The 21,097-nt window shown below is 53.9% G+C and carries 14 protein-coding genes; 10 read left to right on the top strand and 4 right to left on the bottom strand.

Features of this window, described 5'->3' with window-relative positions; genetic code table 11:
• The 7 genes from NG653_RS04695 to NG653_RS04665 all read left to right on the top strand — a co-directional run.
• Positions 1-626 (top strand): carbohydrate binding domain-containing protein (locus tag NG653_RS04695; protein WP_252740509.1); only part of this gene is annotated, 626 nt, incomplete at its 5' end.
• Positions 627-815: 189 nt separating this feature from the next.
• Positions 816-2,357 (top strand): sugar porter family MFS transporter, encoded by a 1,542-nt coding sequence (locus tag NG653_RS04690; RefSeq protein ID WP_252740508.1) that lies wholly within the window; start codon positions 816-818, stop codon positions 2,355-2,357.
• Between the two features lie 43 nt (positions 2,358-2,400).
• Positions 2,401-5,841 (top strand): 1,3-beta-D-glucan phosphorylase, GH149 family, encoded by a 3,441-nt coding sequence (locus tag NG653_RS04685; RefSeq protein ID WP_252740507.1) that lies wholly within the window; start codon positions 2,401-2,403, stop codon positions 5,839-5,841.
• Between the two features lie 188 nt (positions 5,842-6,029).
• Positions 6,030-7,223, top strand: coding sequence for a glycosyl hydrolase family 17 protein (locus tag NG653_RS04680; protein ID WP_252740522.1), 1,194 nt, complete (start codon positions 6,030-6,032; stop codon positions 7,221-7,223).
• 40 nt (positions 7,224-7,263) lie between these two features.
• Positions 7,264-8,754, top strand: a complete 1,491-nt coding sequence (locus NG653_RS04675) for a glycoside hydrolase family 30 protein (RefSeq protein ID WP_252740506.1) — start codon at positions 7,264-7,266, stop codon at positions 8,752-8,754.
• Positions 8,755-8,776: 22 nt separating this feature from the next.
• Positions 8,777-11,131: an MFS transporter gene (locus tag NG653_RS04670; protein ID WP_252740505.1), complete on the top strand. Its 2,355-nt coding sequence runs from the start codon at positions 8,777-8,779 to the stop codon at positions 11,129-11,131.
• A 6-nt stretch (positions 11,132-11,137) separates the two neighbouring features.
• The gene (locus NG653_RS04665) at positions 11,138-12,022 is read left to right on the top strand and encodes a glycoside hydrolase family 17 protein (RefSeq protein ID WP_252740504.1); all 885 of its coding nucleotides are present in this window, start codon (positions 11,138-11,140) and stop codon (positions 12,020-12,022) included.
• Positions 12,023-12,052: 30 nt separating this feature from the next.
• Here NG653_RS04665 and NG653_RS04660 read toward each other — a convergent pair whose 3' ends face one another.
• Positions 12,053-12,916, bottom strand: coding sequence for a DUF808 domain-containing protein (locus tag NG653_RS04660; protein ID WP_252740503.1), 864 nt, complete (start codon positions 12,914-12,916; stop codon positions 12,053-12,055).
• A gap of 118 nt (positions 12,917-13,034) precedes the next feature.
• Positions 13,035-13,382, bottom strand: coding sequence for a hypothetical protein (locus NG653_RS04655; protein ID WP_252740502.1), 348 nt, complete (start codon positions 13,380-13,382; stop codon positions 13,035-13,037).
• Positions 13,383-13,860: 478 nt separating this feature from the next.
• On the opposite strand from NG653_RS04655, the gene NG653_RS04650 reads away from it, so the two are divergent.
• The 3 genes from NG653_RS04650 to NG653_RS04640 all read left to right on the top strand — a co-directional run bounded on the left by NG653_RS04650 (position 13,861) and on the right by NG653_RS04640 (position 17,805).
• Positions 13,861-14,451, top strand: coding sequence for an outer membrane beta-barrel protein (locus NG653_RS04650; RefSeq protein WP_252740501.1), 591 nt, complete (start codon positions 13,861-13,863; stop codon positions 14,449-14,451).
• Positions 14,452-14,508: 57 nt separating this feature from the next.
• Positions 14,509-15,597 (top strand): DUF6544 family protein, encoded by a 1,089-nt coding sequence (locus NG653_RS04645; RefSeq protein ID WP_252740500.1) that lies wholly within the window; start codon positions 14,509-14,511, stop codon positions 15,595-15,597.
• A 747-nt stretch (positions 15,598-16,344) separates the two neighbouring features.
• On the top strand, positions 16,345-17,805 hold the full coding sequence (locus NG653_RS04640) for a serine hydrolase domain-containing protein (RefSeq protein ID WP_252740499.1): 1,461 nt from the start codon (positions 16,345-16,347) through the stop codon (positions 17,803-17,805).
• Positions 17,806-17,816: 11 nt separating this feature from the next.
• On the opposite strand, the gene NG653_RS04635 is transcribed toward NG653_RS04640, so the two are convergent.
• Positions 17,817-19,274: a serine hydrolase domain-containing protein gene (locus NG653_RS04635; protein ID WP_252740498.1), complete on the bottom strand. Its 1,458-nt coding sequence runs from the start codon at positions 19,272-19,274 to the stop codon at positions 17,817-17,819.
• Positions 19,275-19,445: 171 nt separating this feature from the next.
• On the bottom strand, positions 19,446-20,180 hold the full coding sequence (locus NG653_RS04630) for a DUF6090 family protein (protein ID WP_252740497.1): 735 nt from the start codon (positions 20,178-20,180) through the stop codon (positions 19,446-19,448).
• Positions 20,181-21,097: the final 917 nt, after the last annotated feature.

Below are 21,097 nucleotides of genomic sequence, written 5' to 3'. Positions count from 1 at the left end.
GCAATGTGGGCTCAGTCACGGCGATCACCCTGATCATGGACAATGGCACGGCCGGTGATGGCAGCGGCGACTGGACGATACAGTTCGACAACATCAGGTTGTGCAGCAATGAAAGTGCCGGAGGCGGTGGATCTACGGGTGCTAGTATAGCCACAAACGGGGATTTTGAGACTGGCGACGAAACGGGTTGGTTCCTGTTCCAAAACGGTGGATCTGCTTCTTTGGATAATACTGTAAGCAATGGGGGAACCTGGTCCGGAAAACTCACCGTGGGGGATACGGGCGGGAACCCTGCTTTTAAGCAGGAACGAATAGGGGCAGGAACCGTTGCAGCCGGGGACGAAATCCGGGTGCAGTTTGACCTGATCGGATCCGTTGTGCAACCCGGAGCTGCCGTAAATGTCCTCCTTTTTGGAGAAGGGGCAGGTGGTGTTTCCTTCACTCAGGTCCTGACGCCCGCTCCGGCACCTGGAGGAACCTGGTCCACTTACACCGGATCATACACCATTCCGCCCGGAACGGATGTATCCGAGGGTATTTCCTTTTTGATTGAAGCGGTTTGTGGTGCAGTCAGCGGCTGCAATGTCTCGATGAATATTGATAATGTTTCCGTAACGATCAACTAAATCCGTAACCCGGGTATAGTTGTACTACAAGATTAAATTTCTATATCCTGAATAAAAAAGGTTAGCATAAACACCTCGTTATGGCTAACCTTTTTTCAAGGTACATGGTATAAAGGCAATGGAGGTGCGGTTTTTTATTCTTTAATAAAAGGCGTACTTTTTCAAAATCAGAAATTTCAATAAAATCCTATGGACAACCCCAGCGTGGTCGTAAAAATGAACAAGTCCTACACCATCCTAATCAGCCTGATTGTGGCGCTCGGGGGGTTTTTGCTGGGATTTGACAGTGCCGTTATCTCGGGGGCGGTGAAAGGGATTACCGTGTACTTCGCGATGACGGATGCCATGCTCGGCTTTGCAGTGGGGTGTGTGATCTTTGGCGCCATGGCCGGAAACTTGTTGGCCGGGCCCATGGCCGACCGGTTCGGGCGCAAAAAGGTCCTGATTGCCGTAGCGGCCCTGTTTGCCATTTCTGCCACCTGGTCTGCCCTGGCCACTGGTTATACCGAATTCATCGTAGCCAGGATTATCGGGGGGATTGGCATCGGCGGGGCGATCCTGATAGCGCCGATCTATATTGCGGAAATAGCCCCCCCAAAACTAAGGGGCAGCCTGGTCTCCTTTAACCAGCTCAATATCGTTATCGGGATTTCCGTGGCGTATTTTTCAAATTATTTCCTGGTTAACCATGGTTCTGAAAGCTGGCGGTGGATGCTTGGGGTGGAAGCCATCCCGGCCGTAATCTATTTCCTCGCCCTCTTTACCGTCCCGAGGAGCCCCCGGTGGTTGATCCTGCGGCTGAACCAGGTAAAACTGGCCCGGAAGATCCTCATGCGCATCGGGGGGGAGGAATACGCGGAATTTACCATTGCCGAAATCCAGCGCGGGCAGGCCAGGAAGGAAACCAAGGGAAAGCTATCGGACCTTTTTGACCGGAAATACGCCACCATCATGACCATTGCCCTGGGAATTGCCTTCTTCCAGCAAATCACTGGCATCAATGCCATTTTCTATTATGCCCCGACCATTTTTGAACAGGCCGGCGGTAGTACGGACGCTTCTTTTTTACAGGCCATTGTAGTCGGCCTGACCAACCTTGCCTTTACCCTGCTGGCCATTCGGCTTATCGATTCCCTGGGGCGAAAACCGCTCCTGCTTATCGGTACGGGGGCCATGACCGTGGCCCTGTTGCTTGCGACCCTGGCTTTCGGCAGGGCTACCTACGACTTTGACCGGGAATCTTTGGACAAGATCGCGCCGGTGGAAACCCGGGAAACCCTTAGGGCTTTGGAAGGGCGTTCCTTCGACAGCCAGTCTGCCCTGTTTGCGGAAGTAAAGCCCATGCTTTCTGAAGCTGAATTCCTCGACTTCCAGCGGAACCAGATTTCCGGGGTCATCCGGATCAATGCCGTGCTGGTGCTGGTGGCCATCTTGCTGTATGTGGCGGCTTTCGCCATTTCCCTGGGGCCGGTGATGTGGACCCTGATCTCGGAGATCTTCCCCGGGAAAATCAAGGGCATCGCCATTTCGGTGGTGGGGTTCTTCAATTCCCTGGTGAGTTTTACGGTGACCCAGGTCTTCCCCTGGGAACTGACGCAACTCGGGCCGACAGCCACCTTTGCCATCTATGCCCTGCTGTCTTTTTTGGCGATACTTTTTGTCTACAGGTATGTGATTGAAACCAAAGGAAAAACCCTGGAAGAGGTAGAGCAGGCCCTGATCAGGTCCTGAGGCCCGGGCAGGTTTAATAACCCGGGGAAACCCATCATGAATCATGAAAACAACAGAACCTAACAACCACCCATTGGAACAAATAGAATTAGAGGGGGAACGCTATTTCAAAATCGCCGACAGCGATGCCATGCGTCCTTTTTTCATGAGTATTGTGAGCGACTCCAACCACTGGATGTTCATTTCAAGCAACGGCGGGCTGACCGCCGGGCGCAAAAATGCCAACTTCGCGCTCTTTCCCTACTATACCGATGATAAAATAACCGAGTCTGCCGAAATCACCGGGCCCAAGTCGTTGTTCCGGGTGGAGAAGGACGGCGCCACTCACGTTTGGGAGCCCTCTTCCGAGCGGGCTTCCGGGATTTTTAAGACCAGCAGGAACCTCTACAAAAACCTTTATGGAAACAAGATTGTTTTCGAGGAGGTCAACCACGACCTTGGCCTGAGGTTCAGCTACCAGTGGAATTCGAGCAATGCCTACGGGTTTGTCCGCAAATCCCGGCTGGTCAACGATGGGAATGCCCCCCTAAAAATCAGCCTTTTGGACGGGATTCAGAATATCCTGCCCTATGGGGTGGGTAGCGACCTCCAGAACAGGCAGAGTAACCTGGTGGACGCCTATAAGCGGAGCGAGCTCCTGGAAGGGTCCGGCCTGGGCATTTACGCCCTGTCGGCCATTATCGTCGACAAGGCTGAGCCCAGTGAGGCCCTTAAGGCAAATATCGCCTGGTCCCTGGGCCTGGAGAATCCTGCACGGTTGCTTTCTTCCCTCCAGCTGCCGGCCTTCAGGAAGGGGGTGAAGCTGCAGCAGGAAACCGATGTCAAGGCCGAAAAAGGGGCCTACCTGCTGGCATCGGAGTGCACCCTCGCGGCAGGGGAAACCAAAGAATGGCTGATCGTGGCCAATGTCAACCAGGACCATGCGGCCATTGCTGCACTGGACCGTGAGATCCGGGAAGACGCCCACCTGCAGCAAAAGGTGCTGGACGACATCGACCTTGGGACGCGGAACCTGATCGGGCTCTGCGCCGCTTCGGACGGGCTGCAGTGCAGCAGCGACTCCCTTCGCGATACCCGCCATTTCTCGAACACCCTGTTCAATATTATGCGGGGGGGCATTTTCGACGATTCCTACCAGATTGAAAAGTGGGACTTTGAGAACTACCTGAAGCACGCCAACCGGAAAACCTTTGATGCCTTCCGGGAGCCACTACAGGCCCTTCCCGGGGTGTTCTCGCTCTCCATGTTGAAGGATTTTGCCCATAAGGCCGGCAACCCCGACCTCAAACGGCTCGCCCTGGAGTACCTCCCCCTGAAGTTCAGCCGCAGGCACGGCGACCCCAGCCGGCCCTGGAATGCCTTCTCCATCAATACCCGAAGCGAAGTGGACGGCTCCAAGATCCTCGATTACGAGGGCAACTGGAGGGATATCTTCCAGAATTGGGAAGCCCTGGCCCATTCCTATCCCGATTTTATCGACGGGATGATCCAAAAGTTTTTGAATGCCAGTACTTTCGACGGCTACAACCCGTACCGGGTAACCAAGGACGGGTTCGACTGGGAAGTGATCGAGCCGGACGATCCCTGGTCCTATATCGGCTACTGGGGCGACCACCAGATCATTTACCTGTTGAAATTCCTCGAATTCTCGGAAAAACACTTTCCCGGGAGGCTTAACCAGTACCTGCCGCAGGAATTTTTCGTCTATGCCAATGTACCCTACCGGATCAAAAGCTATGAGGACCTGCTCCGCAACCCCAAGGACACCATCCTGTTCGACGAGCACCTCGACCGGCAGATCCGCCGTGACCGGGAGGCCATGGGGGCCGACGGCGCGCTGCTCCGCGACCAGGGGGGGGCAATCTACCGGGTGAACCTGCTCGAGAAGCTGTTGGCCACCCTGTTGGCCAAACTCTCGAATTTCATACCCGAAGGCGGGATCTGGATGAATACCCAGCGCCCCGAATGGAACGATGCCAACAATGCCTTAGTGGGCAATGGGGTATCTATGGTGACCCTGTACTACCTCAGGCGGTTTATGGTGTTCTTCCGCGATCTGCTGGAAACGGCCCCGGCCGGTGAAATTACCATCTCGGCGGAGTTGCATTCCTTTTTTGAAGGGGTTTATGCAACCCTTCGGGACCAGCACATCACCCTTTCGAAAGGCCTTGATGACAAGGCCCGCAAGAGGGTCCTGGATGGCCTTGGGCAAGCGGGCAGCGCCTACAGGCAACAGATCTACGAGAAAGCCTTTACGGGGAAAAAACGCGCTTTGCCCCTTTCTGAGGCCAAAGCCATGGCAACCCTGTGCCTGGAATACCTCGAGCAGTCCATCAGGGCAAACCGGCGGCCCGATGCCCTGTACCACGCCTATAACCTGATGACCGTGGAAGGCGACGACCGGATACATATCGAATACCTGACCGAAATGCTGGAGGGCCAGGTGGCTGTTTTGAGCTCGGGCTACCTTTCCGCCCGGGAAAGCCTGGATGTCCTCGACGGGTTGAAGGCGAGCCGCCTGTTCCGCGAAGACCAGTACAGCTACCTGCTCTACCCCAACAAGGACCTCCCCGGGTTTTTTGAAAAAAATACCATCCCAAAGGACCTGGTTGCGAAATCTGCGCTGATGGGCGAACTGCTCGCCAGGGAAGACCGGAGCATCCTGGTGACGGATGTCAGGGGGGAATTCCACTTTAACGGGAATTTCAAGAACGCGGCGGATCTGAAAAAGGCCCTGGACGCGTTGCCCGTAAACGACTTCACCCATCTGAATGAAAAGGAAAAAGCCGGGGTCCTGGAAGCTTTCGAAACGGTTTTCAACCATAAGGAATTTACCGGGCGGTCCGGCACCTTTTACGGCTATGAGGGCCTTGGGTCCATTTACTGGCATATGGTTTCCAAATTGCAGCTGGCCGTGCAGGAATCGTGCCTGCAAGCGATTCATTCCAAAGCCGATGCTTCGGTTATCGGAAGGCTGCTGGAGCATTACTATGAGATCAATGCCGGCATAGGGGTTCACAAACCCCCGTCGCTTTACGGGGCCTTTCCCACGGATCCGTACTCGCACACCCCAATGGGGAAAGGGGCCCAGCAACCTGGGATGACCGGGCAGGTAAAGGAGGATATCCTCAGCCGGTTTGGTGAACTGGGCTTGTTGGTGGAAGGGGGTGACCTCCGGTTCCACCCCTACCTGCTGCGTAAGGAAGAATTCCTCAGGGAACCCTGTTCCTTCAGCTATGTAGATTTGGAGGGAACGCCCCGGGAAGTAGCCCTTGAGCCCGGCTCCCTATTCTTTACCTGCTGTCAGGTTCCGGTCATCTACCGGCTGTCGGCCGGGGAAGGCCTTGAGATCCTCATGGCAGACGGCAGCAAAACCAGGCGCGATACCCTCTCCCTCGACCGGGAAACCAGCAGGAAGATTTTTTACCGCACCGGGGAGGTTCAGCAGGTGGTTGCCTACATTGAGGAGGAGATGCTGAAATGATTCCGAATGCCGGGGAAACCATAAGAACGATCGCTATGTTCAAGTATAGTAACGCGCCGAAAAAGAACCATGAAGTAAACTACCGCCCGGGGGTCGGCTTTTTGAAATTTGCGTTTTGCGCCCTCCTGTCCCTGATCGGGCTGGGGTGTAAAGAACAAAAGGCCTCCCCGGGCGAACCCAAACCTGACATGACGAAAGAAGTGACTGCAAAAGACATCCTGGGCAACAAACAATACCCGGCCATATCCTTTGGGGGGTATCGCGACATAACCCGGGAGTCCCAACCCACGGTGGAACAGCTCAGGGAAGACCTGAAGATCCTCCATGCGATGGGCATCCGCATCCTGCGCACCTATAATGTGCAGCTGCCCCATGCCTCCAATGTGCTCAGGGCCATCCGGCAATTGAAGCAGGAGGACCCGGCCTTTGAAATGTACGTAATGCTCGGTGCCTGGATCGATTGCAAGAACGCCTGGACCGACCTGGCCCCGGACCATTCCGTGGAAAGCGAGCAGAATGCCGGGGAAATCGAACGGGCCGCAGCCCTTGCGAATGAATACCCCGACATAGTAAAAATACTGGCCGTGGGCAATGAAGCCATGGTCAAATGGGCTGCCAGCTATTATGTGGAACCTTCGGTGATCCTGAAATGGGTAACCCACCTCCAGGGCCTTAAAAAGGAAGGGAAGCTCCCCCAAACCCTGTGGATCACCAGTTCTGACGATTTTGCCTCCTGGGGCGGGGGAGACCCTGAGTACCATACCGATGCACTTGAGAAACTGATCCACGCAGTGGACTACATCTCCATGCACACCTATCCCTATCACAATACCCACTACAACCCGGCTTTCTGGGGCGTACCGGATAGCGAAGAGGGGGAGGAGGATCTCGAAAAGATCCATGCTGCCATGCAACGCGCCCTGGAATTCGCACAGGCGCAGTACCGGAAGGTTTCGGAGTACGTCCGAAGCGTGGGGGCAGACAAACCCATCCATATCGGGGAAACCGGGTGGGCGACTGTTTCGAACGGGCATTATGGCCCCGGGGGGTCCAGGGCGACGGACGAATACAAGGCTGGCCTGTATTACCGGCTGATGCGCGACTGGACTACCCGCGAAGGGATTTCCTGCTTTTATTTCGAAGCTTTTAACGAAAAGTGGAAGGACGCCCAAAACCAGAAAGGGTCGGAAAACCATTTCGGGCTGTTTACCATAGAAGGGGAGGCCAAATATGCCCTTTGGGACCTGGTGGATCAGGGGGTGTTCAAGGGAATGACCCGGGGCGGGAACCCAGTGGTGAAGACCTATGGGGGTGACCTGGAGGCCCTGATGCAAACCGTGCTGGTGCCCCCTACCACAGAAGAGCAGGCAGCGATGTATTGAAAAACGGCCCCCGGGAAAGGGGGAAGAATTATAAGGGATTATGGAAACACGATATGGCTCTTTACTGATATTGATGATTGCGATGAGTTTGGGATCCTGTTCAGAAAAAAAACTCCTGGAAGTGGAGGTCTACGAGACCTCAGCCCAGGGCAACCAACTCAGCCGGGTGGAGGCCGTACCGGTAGCCGGCGATGCCGTAGCCGTGCAACTCCTGCCAGAGCAGAAGTATCAGGCCATTACCGGGTTTGGGGGGTCCTTTACAGAAGCCTCAGCCTACCTGCTGAACCGGGTGAGCCCGGCAAACCGGAAAAAGATCCTGGAGGCGTATTTTGGCCCTGAGGGCGCACGGTACTCCCTTACCCGGACCCACATGAATTCCTGCGATTTTTCCCTGGGGCAGTATTCTTACGCCCCGGTGGCAGGCGATACCTTGCTCGAGCACTTCAGTATTGACGAGGACCGCGACGACCTGATCCCCATGATCAAAGAGGCCATGCAAATTTCCGAAGAAGGGTTTAAGATTTTGGCCTCCCCCTGGACCGCCCCGCCCTGGATGAAAGACAACAACGACTGGCGCGGCGGGAAGTTGCTGCCCGGGTATTACGACACCTGGGCCCTGTTTTTTGCGCGGTATCTCGATGCCTACCAGGCGGAGGGGATCGATATCTGGGGGTTTACCGTGGAAAATGAACCCCTTGGCAACGACAACAACTGGGAGAGCATGCACTTCACGGCCCGGGAAATGACCGAATTCGTGCAACACCACCTGGGGCCGAAGTTGGAAGCCGAGGGGAAATCGCATGTAAAAATCCTCGGGTACGACCAGAACCGGGAGCACCTGAAACACTGGGTCGATGAAATGTTCAGGGATGAAGGCACCTCAAAATATTTCGACGGCACAGCCATACACTGGTATGCCAGTACCTTTGAGGTCTTTCCCGAAGCCCTGCAGTACGCCCATCAGAAAGCACCGGAAAAACACCTGATCCAGTCTGAAGCCTGCGTGGATGCCGAGGTCCCCAAATGGCGTGACGATGCCTGGTACTGGTCCAAAGAGGCCACGGACTGGGGGTGGGACTGGGCCCCGGAAGACCAGAAACACCTCCACCCCAAATACGTGCCCGTATACCGGTATGCCCGCGATATCATCGGCTGCCTGAACAACTGGGTTGATGGTTGGATCGACTGGAATATGGTACTCGACCGACAGGGCGGACCCAACTGGTTTGAAAACTGGTGTGTGGCCCCGGTCATCGTCGACCCTGAGCAGGATGAAGTCTATTTCACCCCCATTTATTACACCCTTGCACATTTCAGCCGGTATATCCGCCCGGGCGCCCGGCGCATCGGGGTGGTGCCTTCCGGCGAAGCCCTCCAGGTCACGGCGGCAGAAAACCCTGACGGGTCCCTGGCCGTGGTGGTATTGAACCAGGGGATGGAGCCCCTGAACATTACGCTCTCCCTGGGTGACCGCACCGCAGACCTTGCGATAAGCGCCCAGGCCCTGCAAACCATTCTCATCAAACCCTGAAAACCAACCAAACTTCTAAACCATGAACGCTTCCAACAGTACTTCCGCACACAAAGTGCCCTTCGGGGACAAAGTAGCCTTCGGCATCGGCATGCTGGCCAACCAGATGTTCCCGGCCGTCCTGGGGATTTTCATGGTCGTGCTGGTGCAGGACCTGGGCTTCCCCGGCTGGATGTGGGGGGTCCTGTTCTTCCTGCCGAGGGTTTTCGACTCCATAACTGACCCCATCATGGGCTTTATCTCCGACAACACCAAATCGCGCTGGGGCCGCAGGAGGCAATACGTGTTTATCGGGGCCATTGTGATGGGCATTTCATTTGTAGTCATGTGGCAGCTGTACCGCGAGAACGGCATCGACTATAACTTTACCTATTTCCTGCTGTGGTCCTTTGTATTCTATCTGGGGCTTACCATTTTCAGCGTCCCCTATGTGGCGATGGGCTATGAAATGAGCGATGATTTCCATGAACGGACCAGCATTATGGCCGTTGCCCAGTGGATTGGCCAGTGGGCATGGGTCATTGCCCCCTGGTTCTGGGTGGTCATGTACGACAAGGGCTGGTTTGAATCGGCCGATGTGGCCACTCGGGAACTGGCAGTCTGGGTAGGGATTGTTTGTATGCTCTTCGCCATGGTGCCGGCCATTTTCCTGAAAAGCGAGTCCACTTTGGACGCCGACTATTCCCCCCTGACCCTCAAAACCATTGGGAGCAGTTTAAAGGAAATCCTCAACGGCTTCAAGGAGGCCTTCCGCTCCAAGCCCTTTGTAAAGCTCTGTATCTCCACCTTTTTTATTTTCAACGCCTTCAATACCATTGCGGCCTTTTCGTTTTTTATCATCGTTTACCATTTGTTTAACGGCGATGCAGGGGCGGCGGGGGTTTGGCCCACCCTTTTCGGCAGCCTGGCCTCCCTGGTCACTACCTTTTTGGTAATCCCGATCGTGGCCTGGATGTCGAAGCGGATGGGCAAGAAAAATGCCTTTATCACCTCCCAGGGCATCTCGCTGATCGGGTATATCATGTTGTGGTTCCTCTTTATCCCCGGGAAACCCTGGATGTTCATCTTTGCCCTGCCATTCTTTTCCTTCGGCATCGGAAGCCTGTTTACCCTGATGATGTCCATGACGGCCGATGTGATCGATTTGGACGAATTGCATACCGGGAAACGCCGGGAGGGCGTCTTTGGGGCGATCTACTGGTGGATGGTGAAGTTTGGCTTTGCCATTGCCGGCCTGCTCAGCGGGGCCATCATGACCATCGTGGGCTTTAACCCTGAAATGGCCACCCAGCCCGAAGGCGCAATAGACGGCCTGAGGGCATTCTATTCCGGCCTGCCCATCGTGGGCACCCTGATTGCCATCATCGTGATGCGCAATTACGACGTTACCGAGCAGCGCGCCAATGAGATCCGCGCTGCCCTGGATGCCCGCAAATCGGGCGTGGCCCCCCTGGCATCCTCCTATCAGCAAGCCGGAATGCTGGGGTCTTTGGTCCATATCGATTTAAAGGGTCCCCTCAAAACGGACGTCGATTTCTCCTCCACCACGGAAGATTCGATCAGGGAGGTTTTCGCCAGTACCCTGGACAAAGGGTTGCATGGACTTTGTTTCAGCCCGTACCTTGAAGGGCAGAATATTGGGGACGTCCTCTCCGAGTCCCAAATCCGACAGCGGATGGAAATCATCAGGCCCTATACCCAGTGGGTCCGCTCGTTTTCCTGTACCGACGGCAATGAGCACATCGCCAGGATGGCCAGGGAATACAGCCTGAAGACCATGGTTGGGGCCTGGATTGGCACGGACCGGGCGCAAAACGAAAGGGAAATCGAAGGGTTGATCGCCCTGGCCAGGGCGGGATACGTCGATATCGCAGCCGTGGGGAACGAGGTACTGCTTCGGGGTGAATTGCCGGAAGCCGAAATCCTGGCGTATATTGGCAGGGTGAAAGCGGCCCTGCCGGAAATCCCCGTGGGATATGTGGACGCCTATTACCAGTTTGCCCAGCGACCGGAGCTGGTTAAGGCCTGCGACGTGGTCCTGGCGAATTGCTATCCGTTCTGGGAGGGTTGCCCGATCGATCTGGCCACCGGCTACCTCGACCAGATGAATGAAGTGCTCCGGGAAGCGGCCCAGGGAAAACCGGTGATCCTTACGGAAACCGGCTGGCCCAGCCAGGGAGCACCATCCGGGGAGGCCCTGCCCTCCCGGGCCAACGCCATGAAATACTTTGTCAATGTCCAAAACTGGCAACGCGAATCGGGTGTGCCCCTCTTTTACTTCTCGTCCTTCGACGAGTCCTGGAAGGTGCATCACGAAGGGGACGTAGGGGCCAGTTGGGGCTTGTGGGATCAAAACAACACCTTAAAATACACCTAGGAGGCCATGTCAATAAGAAAAGAAAAACACCTGGCGCTTGCGGCACTGGATTATGCCGGAAAATCGACCAAAGAACTAAAGCGCCTCTCCCGGGAGACCCTTGAAGCGGGGGTCCACGGCCTGTGTTTCAGCCCCTATGAGGAGGGCCAGAAACCCGGGGACCAGTTGAGCGAAAAACAGATCCGCCGGCGCATGAAGCTCATACGTCCGTACACCCAGTGGATCCGCTCGTTCTCCTGTACGGAGGGCAATGAACTCATCCCCCAGATCGCCAGGGAATACGGCATCAAGACCCTGGTAGGGGCCTGGTTGGGAAACGACCCGGAAATCAACGAGCGGGAACTTGCCGGCCTGATCGCCTTATGCCATGAGGGGTTGGTCGATATCGCCGCTGTGGGCAATGAAGTCATGTACCGGGGCGACCTCAGGGAAGATGAGCTCCTCGAGGCGATCTATCGGGTCAAGGAGCAGGTATCGGGCGTTCCCGTGGGTTATGTGGATGCGTACTACGAGTTCTCGGAGCGGCCCCGGATCACCGAGGCCTGCGATGTGATCCTGGCGAATTGCTATCCGTTCTGGGAAGGGTGTGACCTGGATTATTCCCTGCTTTACATGAAGGACATGTACCACAGGGCCCTCCGGGCTGCAAATGGGAAAAAGGTGATCATTTCGGAAACGGGGTGGCCCAGCCAGGGAACCAATTTGGAAGGCGCATTTCCCTCGCTCGACAATTTCCTGAAGTACTTCATGAATACCCAGAAATGGGCTGCAGAGGATGACATTGAGGTCTTTTATTTCTCTTCCTTTGACGAATCCTGGAAAACCGGGGCAGAAGGCGATGTAGGGGCCTACTGGGGCTTGTGGGACAAGGATGAGAAGCTGAAGTTCTGAATGGGCCTGGCCCTCCAGGGCACGGCGGACTTACTTAAAAGCTTTTTTGACCCACCCGAAGACAAGCACAGCTGCCGAACCGATGGCCAGGCCGGTCACAAAGTCCTTCAGCAGCGATGGGATTCCCGGGAAGAGGTGGTGCAGGAATTCCACGTTATGGTTGAAAATGCCCCCGGAAACCAGCAACAGGGCAAGGGTACCCACCACGGAAAGCACTTTGATGACCCAGGGCAGGGCGCGGACCAAAACCCGCCCGATCCTGTCTGAGAGGCCATTATCCCCTTTGTGCCAGTTGATCAGCCTGCACCCCAGGTCGTCCATGCGCACGATAAGGGCCACAATCCCATAGACCCCAATGGTGGCCAGTATCGCAATCGCCGAAACCACGAGGATCTGGGTAAGCAGCGGCTCCCCAATTACGGTGCTCAGGGCGATGATGACGATTTCCACCGAAAGGATGAAGTCCGTGACAATGGCCTGGCGTACCTTCTTTTTTTCCATTTCGGGCATCTCGGCTTCCGGGATACGTTGCACAGGGGGTTCCGGCACCCCGGTTTTGTGGCCGAATACAAATTCGATAACCTTCTCCGCCCCCTCGTAGGCCAGGTATACCCCGCCGAGCAGGAGGATGACCGTAATGGCTGCCGGCAGGAAGGCGGTTAACAGGAAGGCGATCGGCAGGATGATCAGTTTGTTGAGGAAGGAGCCCTTGATGATGGCCCACAGCACCGGTAACTCCCGGCTGGCCATGAAGCCCGTGGCTTTTTCCGCATTCACGGCCAGGTCGTCGCCCAGGATGCCCGCCGTCTTTTTGGTAGCGATCTTGCTCATGGAGGCCACATCGTCCATAAGCGCTGAAATATCGTCCAGTACGGCAAAAAAGCCCGAAGCCATATCCTTGGGATTTGTGGTAAAAATAGGGTTTTTATGACACGGGAACCAAACCGAGATCCACTTGCTCAGCCACACGGGCTTTTTTGGCTGCCCTGCATTGGGGGAGTGCAGAAAGGGCTTATGGGATCTGCCCGGCTTTCTTTTTTTTCTTTTTTCCGCTAAAGATTTCGATGGTTACCCCCACGACCACCCCGCCCAGGGCGGTGGCAGCGAGTTCCCGGTTGTCCCAGTCGCCGTCCTGGGCCTCGTCAATGGCTTCCTTGGCCACCCCTGCCACCAAACTGGTGCCCACGGCCCCTGCAATGGTCCACCATTTATCGCCTTTGGAAATTTTATGGGCGACAAACCCCCCGGCAGCCCCGGCAACAATCCCGGCCCCGAAGTGAAGTTTTTCATCGAAGGTTACCTGACCAATGGCCAGGGGACTGCCAAAAAGGAACAGGATTGGGAACAGGAGGCATTTCATATCGGGGCCGGATTCGCTAAGGTAAAAATACGGGGTATGCGGAAAACCGCAATAGCCGTTTCGTTCTCCGGCTTTTTTTGGGGGATGAAGTATGGCGTGGTAACCGTTTTTCCGAAGGGGTGGCCCTGTTATGGGGGTAGCACCTTGTTTTGTTTCGTTGCCAATAGTCGCAACCATAGAGACCCCTCATTGCTGCATGCCGGCAGGCACAAGGGGCTGCCCTCACCGGAACAGACTTAAGACCTTATCCAGGATGCATTCCGCTATTTGCCTTCGGGCTCCTGTCCATTGCGTGAGGGGAACACCCGGAGCCGGGGATGAACAGGGCAAAAACCCATTTCGATACAACATGACCTGGCACAGGATACCCCTAAACAATGATAATACTCACGTTATCATTTATTTATCCATGATTTTGGTCATTGTAGATATGAAAGGGCAAGGGTACTTTTGATCCTTAAATTAAAATGCATACACCATGAAAGTTTTCAAATTACCCATGTTTATTACGCTTTTCCTCGTTTTTTTCCAGGCGATTACCGCACAGGAAAAATGGTCTGTAGAACTCAGGCCGAACCTTGATTTTCCGACTAAGGACCTTGGAGATGCGGACCTGAATACAGGTTTCGGATTCGAGGCTGCGGTCGGCTATCGCTTTATGGAACATTTAGGGGCCTATGTCGGCTGGGGTTACAACACCTTTAGTACCGATGATTCTTCTTTTGCGGGTCCCGGGGAAACGGATTTTGATGAAACCGGGTATACCTTTGGTTTGCAGTACATCCGACCCTTCGGGACCTCCGAAAAATGGTCCTACCTCATACGCCTGGGGGGTATCTATAACCATATAGAGGTTGAAAATGATGCAGGGGACATTACGGCCGACTCCGGGCATGGCCTGGGCTGGGAACTGGGTGCCGGGGTGCAGTTAGACTTGGGCAACAATTGGAACCTGCGCCCGCAGTTGGGGTATCGCGCCTTGTCCAGGGATATTGAGATCGGGCAGGTCACCACGGAGGCAGACCTTAACTACCTGTCTTTTGGCGTGGGGATTGCAAAAGTCTTTTAGGGGGCGCACCAGATGGAATAAATCGTTTCTGAGATTGACCCATAAACCCAGGTTTCTATGAAAGGCATCGTTGGCTTTATGCTGCTGGTCCACGGGCTGATCCACTTTTTGGGCTTTACACAGGCCATGGGGTTAGGAAAGCCGGAACAGTTTTCAAAGGAGGTCTCCAAACCCTTAGGGTGGCTGTGGCTGGCGGGGGGGCTCCTGTTTCTTGCAGTGGCCCTGTCTTACCTCCTGAAAAAGGAAGCCTGGCCCATCCTGGCCATTGTGGCGGTGGCCCTGTCGCAAACCCTGATCGTTATGTTTTGGGCAGACGCCAAATTCGGGACCATACCCAATGCCATCATCCTGGTACTGGCTGTAATCGGCCTGGCCTCGATGCGGTTTGAAAATGCCTATCGAAGCGATGTGCTTTCCAGCCTGCAAACCACCCAAAGCGCGGGGGAAGTCATAGGGGAAGCAGACCTGCGAGGGCTGCCGCTACCCGTCCGGAACTACTTGCGGTATGTCGGCGTGGTGGGGAAGCCGAAATTGAGAAATTTCAGAATCCGATTTGAGGGCGAAATGCGCGGCAGGGGGAAGGACTGGTTTCACTTTACCTCGGAGCAATACAGTTTTGTTGCACCCCCCGCCCGCCTGTTTTTTATGAAGGCCACCATCAATGGGCTGCCAACCGCGGGCTATCACGCCTACAAAGACCGAACGGCCGGGATGCGGATAAAACTCCTTTCGCTTTTCCCCGTGGTCAACATAAAGGGGCCGGAGCTTTACCCCACGGAAACGGTCACCTATTTCAACGACCTCTGCCTGTTTGCGCCCGCAGGGCTGATCGATCCGCGCATCGCCTGGGAGGAGATAAATGACCTGACCGTAAAGGCGACTTTCTCTTCCGGGGGTACGGCAATTTCCGCCCTGCTCTTTTTCAATGAGAAGGGACAACTGGTCAATTTTCGCTCAGAAGACCGCATCTCCGTGGATGAGATGAAAACCTTCCCGTTTTCCACGCCGGTAAAAAATTACGAACAGGTCAACGGGTACAGGCTGCCGACCTACGGGGAAGCGATCTGGCACTATCCCGATGGGGAGTTCGTTTATGGGAAATTTCAGGTTAAGGAAATCGCCTACAACGTAACGCAACTTGAATGAAGCCCCGGAGTTCTTCCGTTGCCGTCTGCGGGTGCTTCTCCAAAGGTTCACGGATTAAGGCGTGCCAATACCAGGAAAAGAATGGAAATAGTTATAGTACCGAACAACTAAACATCGAAGAATGCCTGCCAGTTCACTAAGGCCTTTGGCCGTTGCCTTTGCCCTGAGTGGCGTTTGGGATACCGTTGCCGGAATCATGTATTTATTTTTTATTGGAACGGGCCGGAAGATCGACGTCCTTCCCATTGACCCATTCTTCGCAATATTCTTAGGATCCTTTTTCCTGTGCTTTGCTTACCTGCAGCTTCTTTCCTCCCTGAATATCAAGAGGTATGCCTTTGTGGTTGGTTGCCTGATCTTTGGGAGGATCTTCTATGTTATCACCCTTTATGCATTTATGGGTTTTGGAAGAGATTTTCCGAATACCTTTTGGTTTACCGGGATAATCGACAGCCTGTTCGTTTTCCTGTATTTCGTTTTTGCCTTTCGGGGTGGGTTGGGCCTCCGCGAGCTGTTTTTGCCCGGCTTAAACGGAAATACCGGATAACCGCCCATTAGGAATTTGAGGGAGAGATGTGTAGCTTCGCCTTAAGGGCCGAAAGCCGGTCCGTCTGGCTATACCCTGGTTTACAGACCGAAAAACGCTTTGCGGAATCATGCGAGCCCCGCCTGTAGAATGGGAAGGAAATACTTGAGGAAACCTCAGGGAGCCTTATACGAGAATGCTGAAAACCGGTAAGCGCGGCTATGAAGAGACTGCCTTTTTTTGTCCTGTTGTTACTTCTGGCGGGTATTTCCTGCAAGGAAGAGAAGCTGAATGGGGTCCATTCAGACATCCATGCCATTGAGAGCAGCTTGCTGCCGGCCATCCGGGTTGCCGGGGACTCCCTGGTCAGGTATACCCTTATGGAACGAATGGAACATTACCGTGTTCCCGGGGTCAGTATTGCGGTAGTGGAAAATGGCGAGATACAATGGGCCAGGGCCTATGGCACTGACCCTGGCCGGGATGGCAAAAACATAGACACTGCCACGCTTTTTCAGGCGGGGTCAATCAGCAAACCTGTGGCGGCACTCGCTGCCCTGAAGCTGGTTGAAGAAGGTAAAATTGGCCTGGATGAGGATGTGAATGAATATTTACAGGACTGGAAGGTCCCGGAAAACCCCTTCACCTCAGGTCAAAAGGTAACCTTAAGGGGGCTGTTGACGCATACAGCCGGGATGAACGTTCACGGGTTCCCGGGATATCGGCAAACCGATACCCTCCCGACGACTCAGGAGGTCTTGGAAGGGAAGGGGAAGACCCCCGCAATCGCGGTGGATACCCTTCCGGGGAGTTTCTGGCGGTATTCGGGGGGCGGGTATACGGTCATGCAAAAGGTAGTGGAAGACATCACCGGGCAGCCTTTTGAGACGTACCTGCTTGAAACCATTTTACAGCCTTTGGGAATGGCCAACAGCACGTATGCGCAACCCCTTGACCCTGAAAAGTATACCAATATCAGCCCGGCTTATGATGCAGAGGGGAAGGCCATTGAAGGCCTTTGGCATAATTACCCGGAAAAGGCCGCTGCCGGTTTGTGGACCACCCCGGCTGACCTGGCCAGATATTGCCTTGAAATGCAGCGGATCCTGGCAGGTAAAACCCATGGGGTCCTCAAGAAGGAAACCATTGAAATGATGCTCACCAAACATAAAAACGATTGGGGGCTGGGGCCCGCCTTACAGGGGGAAAGGGATTCCCTGATCTTCAGGCACGGAGGGAAGAATGCCGGGTTTACCAATGAAATGGTCGCCTTTGCCCATAAGGGAAAAGCGGTAGTGGTAATGACCAATGCCGATAACGGCGGCAAGCTCATTGGGGAGGTGTTGCGCGCCATATCGCATCACTACAACTGGGGGATTAGCCCGCAAAGGGTAGTGGAAACGGTACCCCTGCCCGTGGAATTCCTCCAGGGCTTTTTGGGCCGGTATAAACTCGATTTCCAGGTGCCAGGCGTAGGCGATTACTATATCGAATTGGATATTCATGACGCTCAGTTACGGGTAAATGACCCGAATAATGGGGAAATTAACTTCTTCGCTGCCGTGGAACCTTCCGGATACCTTGATTTGGAAAGCGGCGATGAGGCGGTACTGAAAATGGAAGGTGACAAGCCAGTACTGGTGCTGAACGACCGTTACCGGTTTGAAAGAGTTATCCAATAGCAAATTTACCCTCAATCGCGTGGGGCCACTTTTACCAGTTCCCCGACACAGTACTCTTCAAGCCCATCATGTTCATAAACCTTCAGGGACCGGTTAGCATCTTTTCCTGTTGTGGTTTCCAGGCTTACCTCCAAAAACGCGGGGTCCCACGACAATTGCATCCAACGGCCGTTTTCCAGTTTTGCCAGCCTGAACCGGTTCCGAATTTCCTTGTTGGCAGGGAATTCAATCCAGGGCTCGTTTTGCTTGAGTATGATTTCTACCAGAAATTTTTCGTCAAGGTAAAAGTGCTGATTGGGCTGGAACTCATACTGTCCAACCAGGCTCTTTACTTCAGAAAGGTCTGGCTCGTAGGTTACCGGGGTGCCGGTTTTGATGTCCTTTTCTGAAATCCCCGGCGAAATCCCCAGGATTCCTGAGATGTTCTGAGCGATGGATCGAACATAATCGGCCTGATTTGTAAGGACAATAATACTTAATCCATCATCCGGAAAGCGCAGGTACTCGGTTCCGGATACCCCGGGATGATAGAGGATCCGCTTTCCGTTTACCCGTTGGGTATTCCAGCCAAACCCGTAATGCGTCCTGCGCCCGTCCTTAAGGGTATAAGACTCCCACATTAAGTTTTTGCTATTCTCTGACAACAAGGTCTGTTCCGTCATGGAACGTTCCCAATGTACCATGTCCCGGAGGGTGGCATATACACCCCCCGCTGCATTTATTTCCGTGTCTATGAGTCGCCAGGAGTTTCGGTCGGGGATAACCTCCCCGTTCCTTTTGGCATATCCGGATACCTGGTTGGGATGTATTTTAAACTGGTCCATCAGGTAGGCGGAATGCATCCCCGCGGGGTCAAATATCTTTTTCTGCATATATTCCCTGAAGGACAACCCACTTACCTTATGGATTAGGTACCCGAGCAAAAAGATGCCTTCGTCACTATAGAGAAATCCTTCACCGGGGGGAAAGGCCAACGTGTCTTTCCCGGCGTTCCCGTACATCTGTGCCGCGCTGTAGGTGCCCCTTGCAGACCGCGCCCCCCTTTCTGAACCCTTCCCGCTTTCGGGAAGTCCCGAAGTATGGGTCATCAGGTGCCGGAGGGTTATTCCTTTCCAGGAAGCAGGGGCGTCAGCCAAATAGGTGTGAATTTCCCGGTCAATTTCAAGGATCCCCTGCTCATGCAGCTGCATGATTGCGGTACAGGTCATGTGTTTCGAGACCGAAGCCATCCAGAACGCTGACGCCTCCGTTACCGGAACCTGGAATTCCAGGCTGGCCAAACCGTAGTACGCTTCTTTCAGCACCTGTCCATCTTTAAGTATGGCCAGGGCAATACCCGGTATTTCCTGTTCCCTCATAACGGACCGGAGATACACATCGATCTCCCGCGATTTTTCTTCCGAAACCATGGGCTGGCTGTGGCCCCATAAGGGAGCGACAAAGGAGCATATAAAGAACAGGCGCTTCATGGAATCAATTCGTTATGTTGCGAATCATCACCTTTGGTTGGTGCTGTTGCAAGGAAGTATCTATACTAAACAACCACCCTGCCACCGGAAATATTCCCGAAAAGGACCTCGAAAACGCTTTCAGGGGTCCGATTTCATAAATGGTCATAAATCCCTGAAGATCCGGGGGCCCTAGGGGTATTTCCTGCGTTCAAGTTCTTGTGCAATAGATGCAATAAGTCTTTCAATGGCCATTTGGGTATTCCGTGAATAACGTATGTTGTCTGCCCTTATGTTGATGAGGATGCTTAAGAAATTCCCGAACTCGTCATCCCGTTTAAGGCGTTCAAAATCATTGGGAAAGGCCTTGTGCTGGTCAATGCTCCGCCTTATGTTGCGCACCATCATCCGTTGGGTGGTATTTTGGCTGAAAGACCACTCCCATCGCCCCATATCTTCCAAAAGGGATTGTATGTTTAAGTTATAGACCTGGTTGATATGCTTCTTGAGGCTGTCGTTCGAGATAAGGTTCATTCCCCTGGATTTGATCGTTTCGTAGGTGGTTGTTGAGATGTAAGGGACTGCCCAGATGTCGAGGGCGGCAAAAGCAGTGTCCAAAACAACGCTATAGGCGCTGTCTTTTTCGATGTAGGAAAATATCCGCTTATAGCTCTCCAGATAACCGGCGTTGCTTTCTATGGCGTACCCCAACTCCTGTTTTGAATATTCAAGGTCTGCTTTCAGCTCTGCAAGAATGGCAAGTTCTTCCGCCTTAAGTTTCCTTTCTTCATTCCAGTTATTGACCTGGAGGGCAATTAATATCCCGGCAACCACCAGGGTAATTTCCCCAACGGCATACAGCGCGTATTTGCCGAATCGGTTGTCGGAAAGGAGTCCATGGCGTATTTGGCGGAAGAAGCGTAGCATTGGACACGTTTGGTTACCAACTCAAAGTACGAAAAAGTAGTTTACCGTAAGATGCAGGTGGCGAAGTTCTCTGTCTTACGCCCTCAAAAGGTTTGGTCGGAAGGCTTGTTTCCGGGGTCGTTGAGGACGTGTTTGCCATCAAATCCCCGGGGCGATTCACGGTGACAGTGTTTGCTGACACATTTATTTATTGCAAAGCTCACTGGTCGCCTGGCAATGCAATGCCCGCCGGGAACGATCGGTATTGACATCGTTCTGTTCACCGCAGCCCCATCAACATCCATCAGGGCATTACCAGGGACAAAGCCCGGGGAGCTGTCGACGGTGAATTCGAAGGGCCTCCCCGATCGTGGGCCGGTATCAAGGGAACTTATCGTGCTATTGGCAACATCATCTTCACGGTTCAGGAGCAGGCTTCCCATTGGGATTGCCCGTTCAGGTGTTATTAAAGTACCCCCTATGGCAAATGAATGTTACCCACGAAAAACAGGTGAGTTGCTTTAGCGGGATCATACAAACGAAATAAAATGTAACACACACTAAATCAATAATATAAAATTTTTTACGGGATTACCTGAAAGATTCTTGCGGGTTTTGCGTCAAAGGTGATGGCGGCAAAGGGGCTAAAAACACCAAAACCGGCCATTGATTTTCGATCGGTTCCGTCAGCCTGAAGCCGGGCAAAAAAAGAAGGCTCCGGCCCTGGGCTGGCTATGGCAGGGAGAACACCGGAGCTTCACCTTAACAGTGCTAAGGGGTTCAGCCAGGCGAGTAAAGGCGTCGCCTACAGTTTTAGCCCTTAGGATTCGCAAATACCCTGGGTTTTATCAGCCGAAATCAGAGGCAGGCAATCGAACGAAGGTCATCAGGACGTCGTCTGAACCGTTTTTTTAGCCTTTGTTGAACAGCCAATGCCC

It is taken from the genome of Robiginitalea marina, assembly GCF_024006985.1.
In the GTDB taxonomy this organism is placed as follows: Bacteria; Bacteroidota; Bacteroidia; order Flavobacteriales; family Flavobacteriaceae; genus Robiginitalea; species Robiginitalea marina.
This window is presented reverse-complemented; position numbering and strand designations above follow the sequence as displayed.